This window comes from Paraburkholderia sp. RL17-381-BIF-C, from assembly GCF_046026435.1.
GTDB lineage: Bacteria > Pseudomonadota > Gammaproteobacteria > Burkholderiales > Burkholderiaceae > Paraburkholderia.
Window position 1 is genome coordinate 20,997 of sequence record NZ_JARESX010000015.1, and the last position, 12,465, is coordinate 33,461.

At 63.4% G+C, this 12,465-nt stretch carries 12 protein-coding genes, 1 tRNA gene and 1 pseudogene; 6 read left to right on the forward strand and 8 right to left on the reverse strand.

Going from position 1 to position 12,465, the window contains the following annotated elements:
* Positions 1-20: 20 nt before the first annotated feature.
* The 4 genes from P0D70_RS12080 to ompR form a co-directional block, all read right to left on the reverse strand.
* Entirely contained in the window at positions 21-545 is a 525-nt protein-coding gene (locus tag P0D70_RS12080) for a carboxymuconolactone decarboxylase family protein (RefSeq protein WP_091794412.1), read from the reverse strand.
* Between the two features lie 78 nt (positions 546-623).
* The gene (locus P0D70_RS12085; protein WP_091794410.1) at positions 624-1,172 is read right to left on the reverse strand and encodes a peroxiredoxin; all 549 of its coding nucleotides are present in this window, start codon (positions 1,170-1,172) and stop codon (positions 624-626) included.
* Positions 1,173-1,357: 185 nt separating this feature from the next.
* Complete coding sequence (locus tag P0D70_RS12090) at positions 1,358-2,707, reverse strand: ATP-binding protein (RefSeq protein ID WP_007182020.1); 1,350 nt, start codon at positions 2,705-2,707, stop codon at positions 1,358-1,360.
* A 101-nt stretch (positions 2,708-2,808) separates the two neighbouring features.
* A complete protein-coding gene (ompR, locus tag P0D70_RS12095; RefSeq protein ID WP_006048917.1) occupies positions 2,809-3,543 on the reverse strand; it encodes an osmolarity response regulator transcription factor OmpR in 735 nt (244 codons plus the stop codon).
* A 229-nt stretch (positions 3,544-3,772) separates the two neighbouring features.
* Between ompR and P0D70_RS12100 the strand changes: the two genes are divergently transcribed.
* From P0D70_RS12100 to P0D70_RS12110, 3 genes are all read left to right on the forward strand, one after another.
* Positions 3,773-4,093, forward strand: a complete 321-nt coding sequence (locus P0D70_RS12100) for a hypothetical protein (protein ID WP_408184652.1) — start codon at positions 3,773-3,775, stop codon at positions 4,091-4,093.
* A gap of 262 nt (positions 4,094-4,355) precedes the next feature.
* Complete coding sequence (locus P0D70_RS12105) at positions 4,356-5,954, forward strand: DUF1800 domain-containing protein (RefSeq protein ID WP_408184653.1); 1,599 nt, start codon at positions 4,356-4,358, stop codon at positions 5,952-5,954.
* Positions 5,955-6,045: 91 nt separating this feature from the next.
* On the forward strand, positions 6,046-7,251 hold the full coding sequence (locus P0D70_RS12110) for a DUF1501 domain-containing protein (RefSeq protein WP_408184654.1): 1,206 nt from the start codon (positions 6,046-6,048) through the stop codon (positions 7,249-7,251).
* A 135-nt stretch (positions 7,252-7,386) separates the two neighbouring features.
* Here P0D70_RS12110 and P0D70_RS12115 read toward each other — a convergent pair whose 3' ends face one another.
* On the reverse strand, positions 7,387-8,211 hold the full coding sequence (locus P0D70_RS12115; protein WP_408184655.1) for a squalene/phytoene synthase family protein: 825 nt from the start codon (positions 8,209-8,211) through the stop codon (positions 7,387-7,389).
* Between the two features lie 220 nt (positions 8,212-8,431).
* Here P0D70_RS12115 and P0D70_RS12120 point away from each other — a divergent pair.
* A tRNA-Leu gene (locus tag P0D70_RS12120) sits at positions 8,432-8,518 on the forward strand.
* Positions 8,519-8,607: 89 nt separating this feature from the next.
* Here P0D70_RS12120 and P0D70_RS12125 read toward each other — a convergent pair.
* Entirely contained in the window at positions 8,608-8,895 is a 288-nt protein-coding gene (locus P0D70_RS12125; protein WP_091794399.1) for a hypothetical protein, read from the reverse strand.
* A 117-nt stretch (positions 8,896-9,012) separates the two neighbouring features.
* Here P0D70_RS12125 and P0D70_RS12130 point away from each other — a divergent pair.
* A pseudogene (locus P0D70_RS12130) lies at positions 9,013-9,301 on the forward strand (DUF2339 domain-containing protein); the annotation flags it as partial.
* Entirely contained in the window at positions 9,298-10,770 is a 1,473-nt protein-coding gene (locus P0D70_RS12135; protein WP_408184656.1) for a DUF3999 domain-containing protein, read from the forward strand. The pseudogene P0D70_RS12130 and the gene P0D70_RS12135, both read left to right, overlap by 4 nt.
* A 27-nt stretch (positions 10,771-10,797) precedes the next feature.
* On the opposite strand, the gene P0D70_RS12140 is transcribed toward P0D70_RS12135, so the two are convergent.
* The gene (locus tag P0D70_RS12140; protein ID WP_091794395.1) at positions 10,798-11,250 is read right to left on the reverse strand and encodes a MarR family winged helix-turn-helix transcriptional regulator; all 453 of its coding nucleotides are present in this window, start codon (positions 11,248-11,250) and stop codon (positions 10,798-10,800) included.
* 62 nt (positions 11,251-11,312) lie between these two features.
* Positions 11,313-12,458, reverse strand: a complete 1,146-nt coding sequence (locus tag P0D70_RS12145) for a glycerate kinase (RefSeq protein ID WP_408184657.1) — start codon at positions 12,456-12,458, stop codon at positions 11,313-11,315.
* Positions 12,459-12,465: the final 7 nt, after the last annotated feature.

Consider the following 12,465-nt stretch of genomic DNA (forward strand, 5'->3'; position numbering starts at 1 on the left):
CACTGCGCGCATATCGAGGCTTACTTGTCTTCGGCGGCAATGCACTGCGCGGTCGCGTTGATCACCGCGGCGATCCGCCCAACGTCACGCAATTGCGTGGAACTCATGCCTTCGGCGACCAGCGTGTCGAAGTGCGACTTCACGCAAAAATGGCACTTGCCGATGATCGACGCCGCCAACGCATACATCTCGAAGCGCCGCTTATCCACTCCGCCGTGCGACGCATAAGCGTTCATGCGCAACTGCGCCGGCTGCGACTTCAGGTCAGCGCTTTCCGTCATCTCGACGTACGGATACCAGACGTTATTCATGCCCATCAGCGCAGCGGCCGTCAGCGCGCCTTGGGTCTCTTCCGGCGACAACACGCCGGCATTGCGAATCGCGTCGACGATCACCGTGCTCTTCGCGGCGAAGGCGGCCGCTAGCGCGACCCCGACGGCGTCATTGCCTTCGAGCGATGAGCGCGCGATCGTCCCATCCAGATTCAGCCGGATGTCTTTCGCATAGTCAGGCACACGCGCCTTAATCGAAGCCAGGAATTCCATTGAGATTTCCTATCAGTTCGTCGATAAAAAAGCCCGCGGCTCGTTCAAGCTCAGCGGGCTTTTGACAGGTAGCACGGTTTAGAGCGTTGCGCCGCCGACTGCGCGGTTGCAAGGACACAGCTCGTCCGTTTGCAGGCCGTCCAGAATACGCAGCACTTCTTCCGGGTTGCGACCGACGTTCAGGTTATTCACCGAAACGTGCTGGATCGTATTGTCCGGATCGACAATGAAGGTGGCGCGCAGCGCGACGCCTGCTTCCTTGTCACGCACGCCGAGCTGGTCGATCAACTCGCCTTTCACGTCGCCGAACGCGTAATGGTTCAGCTTGTCCAGATCCTTGTGCTCGCGGCGCCAGGCCAGCTTCACGAATTCGTTATCGACGCTGCCGCCAAGCAGCACCGCGTCGCGTTCCTCAAAATCTTTGGCCAGCTTGCCGAACTCGACGATTTCCGTCGGGCACACGAACGTGAAGTCCTTCGGGTAGAAATAAATGATCTTCCACTTGCCCGGGAACGACTGCTCCGTGATGTCTTCGAACGCCGAGACGCCGTTTTCCTCAGGATGGTTGAAGCCCGGCTTTGCAGCAGTGACGGTGAACGCTTCGAGTTTATCGCCAACGGTTTTCATGCGAGTGCTCCTTCGTGTGTTGGAAAAACAGCATGTTGAGGCTACCAGCTCGTGCAGACGAGCGCGTTACACGTGATTCACTATAACTCTATTGACCTATTAATCCAATAGTTTTTAACTAATTATCGAGATGGTTGTTATCCAGTGCGGCAGATGGCGGAAAAGGGCGGATGAGACTATTGCGCTCAGACACCCTTGGCCAGCGGAAACTCGATAGTCACTTCGAGCCCCGGTCCTGGCGTGCGGTTACGCAAGCGCAGCGCGCCGCGGTATCGGCCCACGAGGCGCTGAACGATGGCCATGCCAAGGCCGGTGCCGTTCGCCTGGGTGCGTGCCGAATTCACACGATAGAACGGCCGTGTGACAAGCGCCAGTTGGTCTTCTGGTATGCCCGGCCCTTCATCGACCACGGACAGTTCAACCCGTGAGTGCGACACCCGCGTTTCGAGAATCACGTGCGGAATGCCGTCGCCGTCGCTCAGGCCGTATTTGCGCGCGTTTTCCAGCAGGTTGCCGACCACGCGCCGCATGTCGGTTTCATCGGCCTCGATCACCGCCGACGGCGCGAGCCGCGTAATCAGCCGCATGCTGTCTTCGCTCTGCATGCGCGCGGCCAGTTCTCCTGCGATCACGGAAAGGTCGACAGGTTCCGGCACGCGCTGCACCGGCCGCGCGTAATCGAGGAACCGGCCGATGATCATGTCCATCTGTTCGATGTCGTCGACCATTGCGTCTTTGGTGGCCTGATCCGACGGACTCATTTCGGTTTCGAGACGCAGCCGCGCGAGCGGCGTGCGCAGATCGTGCGAGATACCCGCGAGCATCAGCGCGCGGTCGGCCTCGAGCTGTTCGAGGTCCTGCACCATCTGGTTGAAACTGCGATTGGTTTCCGCGGCCACACCCATGCCGCGTTCGGGCAGCGGCTCTGGCGATTGCCCCGAGCCGACTTTGCGAGCGGCCATGGCGAGGCGCGCGAACGGACGATTCACGAGACTCGTGATGAATGCCGCGCCGAACAGCGACAACGCCAGCGCGAACACACCCCAGCCCGCCCACTGCAAGCCGGTGGCGTTGTCGAGCTGATCGCGGTCGAGCGCGACCCAGTAATCGTCGTCGTCGATCTTGAAGCTGATCCACACGCCGGGAATGTCGTTCACGCTTTGCGCGATTACGGTGTCGTCGCCGAGGCGGCCGCGAATGTCGTGTTCGATCAGCCGGTTCAGCGACTCGTCGGGCTGCAGCTTGTACTTGTCGGTGGTTTCGCGCGGGTACACGCGCACGCCTTCATTGCTTTCCAGATCCTGCAGCAGGGCGCGCCGCAGGTCGGGATCGGAATAGAGGAGTGCGGTGCGCGTGAGCTTGACGATGGCGACGAGCTGCAACGCCACGCGCTGCGCGCGCGGCTCGCGTTCGATCACCCGGAAGCTCTGGAACCACGCGGCGAGGCTGACTGCGATCAACAGCGCGATCAACAGAAAGGTCCGCCAGAAAAGGCCACCGAACGCGAGCGTCAGGAGGCGCCGGTCGATCCGCATGGGCCCTTCTTATCTGAAATCAAAGCAGGCAATGGCCTTGCATGGGACCAGAGTAAGCGCTGAAGCGCCAACTCTGGTCGACACTGGAGGTGAGAGCAAACTCAGGCTGCACCGTCGGGGATGAACACGTAACCCAGACCCCAAACCGTCTGGATGAAACGCGGGCTGCCCGGATCAGGTTCGATCAGCTTGCGCAAACGCGAAATCTGCACGTCGAGACTGCGGTCGAAGACTTCGTACTCACGGCCGCGTGCGAGTTCCATAAGCTTTTCACGCGACAGCGGCTGGCGCGGATGACGCGCGAACACCTTGAGCACCGAGAACTCGCCCGTGGTCAGCGGAATTTCCTGGCCGGCCTTGGTGAGCGTGCGGGTAGCGAGATTCAAGGCGAACTCGCCGAACTCGAACACCTCGGTGGTTTCGGACGGCGCGCCCGGCAACTCCGAAGGCGACTGGCGGCGCAACACCGCGTGGATCCGCGCAACCAGTTCGCGCGGATTGAACGGCTTGGGCAGATAGTCGTCGGCGCCCATCTCGAGCCCGACGATACGATCGACGTCTTCACCCTTGGCCGTGAGCATGATGATCGGCGTACGGTCGTTGCTGCCGCGCAGACGGCGGCAGATCGACAGACCGTCTTCGCCGGGCAGCATCAGATCGAGCACCAGCAGGTCGAAGCGCTCACGCACCCAGAGCTTGTTCATGGAAGGAGCGTTCTCGGCGACATAGACATTGAAGCCCTGTTCACCGAGGTAGCGGCGCAGCAGATCGCGCAGGCGCGGATCGTCGTCGACGACGAGAATTTTCGAAGGGTTTTTGGTTTCCATGGTCGGCATCTTAGCGCGATTAGAAAGTGGTGCGCGTTTGCATCGTTTTCGGGGTTACAGTCAGTTACAAAATTTACCCGCAGTGTGGCACGACGTAAAGCGGGGGCAGGTAGACTCCTTTACTGAATGCGGCTGTTCGGTGGATACTTCACTCGAATAAAACTCTCGTACCCGGCCCGTTACCGGGGTCTGTATACGCATTTGAGGTAGCCGGTTGCCGCGCCACGAAGGGAACAACATGAAGGGAGGGGTTTGGCCGAATGTGCGCCTCAGCGTGATTGCACTGGCGGTAGCCGGTACGCTTGCAGGGTCACTGGTACCAACGCTCGCCCATGCCCAGCCTTCGGCCGACAGAGCTGCGAGCGAGCGCTCGCCTAAGTCAGGCAGATCCAATCGCCACGATCCCGCGACCGAACGCCCCGCGTCGGATGTGATTATGCGCACCGCTGTTCCCCCCGATCTCGATCAACGCCGTCGTGATGGTCATATGACGCCCGACGAACGGCGTCTGTTACGGCAGCATATCGAAGACGCTGTCCGCGAACTCTATAAGCGGTAGCTATTTTCGTGCCTGCGTTGGCACGCGCTTCACTCTTCGTCCCGCAACATCTTTCGCGTTCCGCCGTGCGTGAAAAAATTCGTTGCACTTCCCTCGTCAACTTCCCGCCCCGTCTGCCGTTGATCCGTCAATGCGAATCGCGCTGTGCATGCATTGCGTGCGCCGCCGCTTGTTCAACGTGTCCCGTCAATCCGGATGATCGATGATGAGATTGCTCACAGGTGGTAATTGCCGCCGCAGGTTGGCAGCATGGGCCACTGCCATGACGGTCCTGGCAATCGGTTTACCGGCTGCGGCCGTGGGTTTGCCGCCCGCCGCCGTGCCGTCGGCCGCGTCGCATGTCGGACATCGCACTCATCATGCGCCCACTGCAGGCGACAGTGCGGCTTCCGAACGCGAGCAGAGCATTCTCGATGCCGACGACGCGCGCTTCTTTCTGACGCGCGTCGGCTTCGCACCAGATGCCGCCGAGCTCGCGCAATACGTCGGACTCACGCGAGTGCAGGCCGTCGACACAGTGCTCGCGACCGCCAGAACCGAGGCGGTCACGCCGCTGCCCGACTGGGTCCTCGAACCGATACCGACACGCGAAACGCGCAAGGCATGGACCGATGATCAGCGTCGCGAAGCGCAGCGATTGCGCGGGCAGCGTTACGAACTATTACGCGCATGGTGGGTGCGCGAGATGCTGGCCACACCGTCGCCGCTTACCGAGCGCATGACGCTGTTCTGGCATAACCACTTCACGTCGGGGCAAGACAAGGTGCAGTATCCGCAGCAAATGGCGATGCAGAACATGCTGTTGCGCCGAAACGCGCTCGGCAACTTCGGCGAGCTTCTGCACGACGTCGCGAAAGATCCTGCGATGCTGCAGTACCTCGATGGCGCGAGTAATCGCAAGGGCAAGCCCAACGAAAATTTCGCCCGTGAGGTGATGGAGTTATTCACGCTTGGCGAGGGGCATTACTCGCAACGTGACGTGTCCGAGGCGGCGCGCGCGTACACCGGGTGGAGTCTCGATCCCGACACGCAGGCCTACGTGTGGCGCTCCAACCAGCATGACGAAGGTGAGAAGACCGTGCTTGGCAAGACCGGGCCGTTCGATGGCGATCAGGTGCTCGATATTCTGCTGGCGCAGCCAGAGACCTCCACCTTCGTGACCACGAAATTGTGGCGCGAGTTCGTCTCGGATACGCCGGACCCGCAGAGTATCGCGCCGATCGCGGCGCGCTTCCGCGCGAGCCGCTACGACATCAAGGTGGCGTTGCGCGGCATTTTCCTGAGCGACGCGTTCTGGGAGGACGATCATCGCGGCGTCCTCGTAAAGTCGCCGGCGGAGTTCGTGGTCGGCACGCTGCGCGCATTCGACATCGGCTATGAGAATACCGCGCCGTTTGCCGCGCAAATCCGCACGCTCGGCGAAAACCTGTTCTATCCGCCGAACGTCAAAGGATGGCCGGGCGGCACGACATGGATCAACAGTTCCACACTGCTTGCCCGCAAGCAGTTCGTCGAGCAGTTGTTCCGCGCCACCGAGGCCGCGGGTCCACTGCGTACGGCGAATCTGGCGGGCGCGAGGATCGCGGCAAGCGACGCGATGTCCGGCATGCAGACCACAGCGCCGCTGCAGCGCGCAACGGCGCATGCCGCTCAGGGTGGCAAAGGTGGCGTACGCTTCGACATTGGAACATGGCTCGCGCGTTACAACACCGCGCCGACGGCGCGGCCCGGATTGTCGGCCGAGTTGCAGTTGCAGCACGCGGTCTTGCCGCTCACGCCGGTGGACGCGATCGAGACCGGTTCGACCGCGGGCGCCTATCTGCAAGCATTGCTGATGGACCCGGCGTATCAATTGAAGTGAGCCATTGAAACAGGCACGCGCCAAACGGTGAAAAAGACGGGACTGTCGAAGCGGACATGACCCGCGCCGTGACAATCGAACGAGGTGCAGGATGAAACGACGCAGCTTTCTCTCGATGTGCGCGGCTTCGAGCGTCACGTTCTGGCTGCCAAGCGCATACGGCGCGCAGTCGGCCGAGCCGTACGCATCGTCGGCGCGCGGCTACGAAAACCTGTTGATCCTCATCGAATTGAAAGGCGGTAACGACGGTTTGAATACCGTGATTCCGTTTGCCGATCCTGCTTACTATCAGTTGCGCAAGAACATCGGCATCAAACGCGAGCAGGCGATTCAACTCGACGAGCGCACCGGATTGCATCCGTCTTTGCAACCGCTCATGCCACTGTGGCGCGACCGGCAACTGGCGATCGTGCAGGGCGTGAGCTATGCCCAGCCCAACCTGTCGCATTTCCGTTCGATCGAGATCTGGGACACCGCGTCGCGTTCCGACCAGTATCTGCGCGAAGGATGGCTCACCCGCGCGTTTGCACAAATGCCGGTGCCCGTCGGGTTCGCCGCCGACGGCGTGGTGATCGGCAGCGCCGAGATGGGGCCGCTCGCGAACGGCGCGCGCGCCATCGCGCTGGTCAATCCGGCGCAGTTCGTAGCGGCTTCGCGGCTCGCCACGCCCGTATCGCTGCACGAGCGCAATCCGGAGCTGGCGCATATTCTCGACGTCGAAAACGACATTGTGAGAGCCGCCGACCGGCTGCGTCCAACGCAAGGGCAGCCTCAGTTGAAAACCGTGTTTCCGGGTGGAGCCTTCGGCAGTTCGATCAAGGCAGCGATGCAAGTGCTCGCGGCTGGCGACGCACCGAAAAACGACCACGGCGTTGCGGTGATCCGCCTGACGCTGAACGGTTTCGATACACACCAGAATCAGCCGGGTCAGCAGGCGGTGCTGCTCAAACAGCTCGCGGAAGGAGTGGCGTCGATGAAATCGGCGCTCGTCGAACTCGGTCGCTGGGACGATACCCTGGTGATGACTTATGCCGAGTTCGGCCGGCGTCCGCGTGAGAACCAGAGCAACGGCACGGACCACGGCACCGTGGCGCCGCATTTTGTCATGGGCGGACGCGTGCGAGGTGGTCTGTACGGCGTCCCGCCGGTGCTGGCGCGGCTTGACGGCAATGGCAACTTGCCGGTCGGCGTCGATTTCCGGCAGCTTTACGCCACGGTGCTCGGGCCGTGGTGGGGGCTCGACGCGCCGGCGATTCTGCAGCAGCGGTTCGAGCCGCTGCCGTTGCTACGGGTTTGACGGCAGCTTTTGTCGACACCCTTTGACGACACCTCGGCAACGGTTTTTTGGGAACCCGTCTACCGACGTCTTTTTCTAGCGACGCGGTGAGTGAGGCGCCGAACGCTTCCGACGCCAGACCGACGCACCGCCCGGTCACTTTGCGCGCCACGCGATCCAAAGCTTGCGAATCGGCGTCAATGCGATGCGTTGATGCAGCACGTGATAGCCGTCGCGTTCGATTTCATCCAGCAGAGCCAACGCCAAGGCGGCTTGCGCGACGAGCGTGCGCTGCGTGCGGCGCTCGTTGGCGGGCACGGCGCCGAGGGCGTTTTGCAGTGCATCGCGGGCGCGCTTCGTCTCGAAGCGCATCAACTCCGTGAATGCCTCGGTGTATTTCCGATTGATCAGATCCGCGGCGGTCACATTGAAGCGCTGCATTTCGTCGATCGGAATATAGATGCGGCCGTGGCGCGCGTCATGGCCCGTTTCCACGACGAATTGCGCAAGCATTAGCGCCTCGCCGAGCGGTGCGGACCAGTTCGACGCCTGAGCGGCGTCTTTCGCCGTGGCGCGCGCGACCAGCGAGGCGAACGTGCCGCCCACGCCTTGCACATAGCGCCGCAAATTCGGGTAATCGAGGTAACGGGCCTGGTCGAGGTCCATTTCGAACCCGGCGAGCAACGTTTGCAGCGCCGGATACTCGGCTTTCACGTCGGGCAGATGCGCGGCCAGCGCCTTGGACACCGGATGCGACGGCGAACCCGAAGCCAGCGCGGCGATTTCGTTTTGCCACCACGCGAGTTTCGTGCGGCCAATGGCCGGATCGCTCGTCTCCTTGACCGTTTCCTCGAACTCGCGGCGCAGCGCGAACAGCGCGGTCAACAGCGGCTGGCTGGCCGCGGGCGCCTGCCGAAGCGCATAGTAAGTGCTCGATCCGGGCGGCGCCGCTTTCTGCTGGCAATATTCTTCGAAATTCACTGGATTGGGAATGTGGGGAAGGGCAGGCGAAGAGGGGGCACGTCGTGCGTGCATCAAGCCAAAAATTGTAGCATCGGCGCCGCTTCGACAGATGCCGGGCAAATGCAGACAAGCGCGAATCAATCGGTTAGAATCTCGCGCTTACGCTTTCGGGCGCGTGTTTCAGACGCGGCCGACAGTATGCAGGACAACGGGCAAACGCATCGCGCATTGCCCGGCTGCGAGGGTGGCGAAATTGGTAGACGCACCAGGTTTAGGTCCTGACGCCCGCAAGGGTGTAGGGGTTCGAGTCCCCTCCCTCGCACCATTTATTCGTAGTGAAAAACCCCGTCAAGTCTTTGGGCTGACGGGGTTTTTTGCTTTTTCGGCAATGCCGCCGGCGCTATTCGGCCGCGCTCAGGCGTCCGGCGTTTGCGCGGGCGCTTGCGTGCCTGGCAGATCCGCTTGTGCGGCGCCTTCGAGAAAACGACGGGTCGATTCGAACGCCTGCAACATCTGATCGGGCCACGGCGTTTGCAGCATGACCGCCTGGTGATTTTCGAAGGCCGACGACAATAGCTTCGCGAGCTCAGGCGAGCGAAGATGACGCAGCAGCACACTGACCGCGATCGCCGTAGCCTGGCTTGCGCCGGCCGTCTGGAGTTCCGAAGCGGTGAGGGCCGCGACCTGTTTGTTGATATCCACTGCAACTTCCTTGGATGAAATGTGGGAGATGAAGGCTCGATGGCCGGTGCCGAATTTTGACATGGTTGGCGCCTTATCGTGGCCGCCTGCCGTATGCGCTCGATGCAATGTCACTTCATGCTCGTGCAGGCGTCAATATCGGTATTCTGGACGGTGTGCGCGCTTCGCCGTGACGATCTGGGTGAGGCGCCGGGTGAGCCGGTTGAGCCGGCTGTTCTGGCTCATTGGCGCCGTGCTGCTCGCGGCGACTTTGCTCAAGCGGGTTCTGTTCGACCTGTCCCTCGTGACGGAAATCGGGAGGACCGCATCGTTTATCGGCATCGGGTCGATGTTGCTATTGATCGGCTTCATCGGCTTCTTCTCGCCGTTGCCGCCCAAGGCTATGGTCCTGGAAACTGAACAATGAAACATGTCTTCGCATTGACTGGCTGGGGTGTTGCGATCGTCGCGGCGTGGACGTGCGCGCCCGCATTTGCGGCGGATGATTTCGCACAACGCTTCGCGCTCCAACTCGACGAGGGCGCCGCGCATTACAGCATGACGTTGCCGGCAGCCGTCTACGCGGCAAGCCAGCGCAGCGATCTGGGTGACGTGCGCATCTTCAACGGTGCGGGCGAGCCGGTGCCGTACTCGCTCGACGCGCCTCGCGAACCCGCTCGCACGCCGCCCACGCTGCGTCCGGCGCGCTGGTTTCCGTTGCCGTCCACGGCCGCCAAAAGCGCTGGCGCGCCGCTCGGGGTGACGATTGCCGGCGATGGTTCGTTGCGTGCAACGTCGGCGCCGCCGTCCCGCGCGCAGCACGACACGGACGTAATCGATACCGGGCGCTTGTCGCGCACGAGTCGCGTGAGCGCGTTGCTCGTGCATCTGCGCGACGACAATTACCAGGGGCGCGTGGGCGTGGAAGCCAGTGATGATTTGCGTCACTGGCAACCCGCGGGCGACGCACAACTCCTCAAGGTCAGCTACAACGGCAGCACGCTGAGTCAGGACCGGATCGAGCTGGGCGGCACACCTGCGCGGTACCTGCGTTTGCGCTGGCTCGACGGCGCGCCGTACGTCGACTCGATGGAGATGGAGGTGCAGGCGCTTGCCGTCGAGCCCGTGCAACGCGCGGAGCGGGCGTGGCGCGAAGGCATCGTCGCCCACGCGGGCGTGAAGCCCGGCGAGTACTTCTTCAACACCGGTGGCCCGTATCCCGTCGACCGGCTGCGGCTGAATCTGCCTCAGCCAAATACCGTCGCGCCTGCCGTCGTCTATTCCCGCTCGGGGCTGGAGGCGCCGTGGCGCGAAGTCGCCGGTGCGATGCTGTTCCGCTTGCACAACGGCGCGGTGGAGCAGAGCAATCCTTCACTCGAATTGACGCCCGACGCGGATCGGCAATGGCGTGTGGTGGTCGACACGCGCAACGGTGGGCTCGGCAGCGGAGCGCTAACCATTGCCGCGGGCTGGCGTCCGGCTACGCTGACTTTCGCCGCGCGTGGCGCGGCGCCGTTCACGCTGGCGGTCGGGAGCGCGGCGACGGCGTCGGCGGCGGTGAGCCGGAGCGAGTTGTTGATGGGCGCCTCAGCAGTGCCCGCGACGGCCCGTCTGGGTGACGCGCTATCTGCCGAGCAGGCGGCGAGCGCGCAGGTCGCGAGCCACAATCCGGATGCGATGCGCCGCTATTTGCTATGGGCGGCGCTGCTGCTGGCCGTCGGTTCGCTCGGGGCGATCGCCTGGCGACTCGCGCGACGCGCTCAGGTTCGAGCGGGCGTGGCGTCTGGTGGTGTGTCTGGTGGTGTGTCTGGTGGGTCCGCAGGGTCCGGTGTGGCGAGCGCGACGACTCACGATGCCGCCACGGGTGACACAAACGGGCAAGGCGGCAACGGCTGAACTCGGCGCGCGCCTATGCCGCGCCGGTCACTCTTCCTCGCGCGCGGTCATCGTGCCGATGATCTTGTCGAGCGCGTGGCCGAACGCGAGTTGTTCCTGCTCGTCGAGGCAGCCGAACATGTCACCGTTCCACTTGCGCGCGATCGGCATCACCTTGCGATACAACGCGCGGCCCTCGGGCGTGAGGGAGACCAGCACGACACGGCCGTCTTCGGCGCTCGCTTCGCGCTTCACGAGTCCTTGTTTGATCAATGCTTCAGCGGCGCGGCTTGCCTGGCTTTTGTCGAGATTGGCATGCCTTGCCAGTTCCATGATCGAGAACGGCCCGAACGATCCCACCGACGCAATCACCCGCGCCTCGGGCAAGGTGACGCCGAGCTTGTCCTGATAGCGTTCGCTGATGCCGCGCTCGGCGAGTTTGTTGAGAACATGCAGACGGTACGTGAGGAATTGTTCGAGCCCGGCTTTGGGTGCCTTCATGGTCTTCCCGTAGTGAGTGAGCGGTCGCGGCGCTGTGATTGTTGCCGCAACCGTCCTGCCGGTCAACGCGTGCCGTACTTCAGGCGCGTCAACTGTTCGGCTTCGTCCGCCAGAAGGCGTGCCGCGTCGCGAATCGCGACCTCGAGCGTGATCGGCCCGGGTGCCGGCGAGAAGCACCCGCTGAAATATTCGGCAAGGCGCGGCAAGGCCGCGGAGTCGACCCCGCCCGAGAGCAGCGTGGCGGGCACGCCCGCTGCCTGCGCATGACGGCACGCGATGAAGGGCGCTTTGCCGTGCAGCGTTTGCACGTCCGAGCGGCCCTCGCCGGTGATCAGCCAGTTCGCGCCTTCGAGCGCGGCGTCCAGACCGATTTGCCGCGCGACGGTTTCCGCGCCCGGTTCGAACTGCGCGCCGAGCATATGCAGCGCGAAGCCGAGGCCGCCGGCCGCGCCCGCGCCGGGCTGGTCGCGCGCCGTGCGGCCGAGCGCCGGTTCGAGCAGATCGGCGAAGCGGGCAAGCGCTGCGTCGATTGAAGCAATCTGCTCGGGTTTCACGCCCTTTTGCGGACCGAACACCGCGGTTGCGCCGTGGTCGCCAGTAAGCGGATTGTCGACGTCCGACATGCCGACGAACAGTGTGTCCGCCAGGCGCGCGTCGAGTTGCGACACGTCCACTCGCGCAAGCCGCGCGAGTTGTTCCGGTGTGGCGTCGAGTTCCTTGTCCTGCGCGTCGAACAGCTTGAGGCCGAGGCCCGCCAGCAGGCCCGCGCCGCCGTCGTTCGTGCTGCTGCCGCCAAGCGCGACGAAAAAGCGCCGCACGCCGGCGTCCATCAGCGCGCGAATCGCTTCGCCCATGCCGCGTGTGCTACGCGCCTCGACGGGCACGCCCATTCCCACCGGATCCGTAATGCCGACGATCTCCGCCGTTTCGATAATCGCACTGCCGTCCGCGAGGAGGCCCGTAAGCGCTTCGCGCATCGGACCGGCCGCGCCGCGCACGCTCAGCTTGCGGCGCTCGCCGCCGCTCGTGAGCATGGCGTCGAGCGTACCTTCGCCGCCGTCGGCCATCGGGCAAATGCGCACGCTCGCGTCGGGGCGGGCGCGCTGGATGCCCGACGCGATTGCTTGCGCGACCTGTTCCGCGCTAAGCGAGCCTTTGAAGGAATCGGGAGCAATGACGACGACGGGCGAGGACGGCGAATTCGGCATGGTGTCT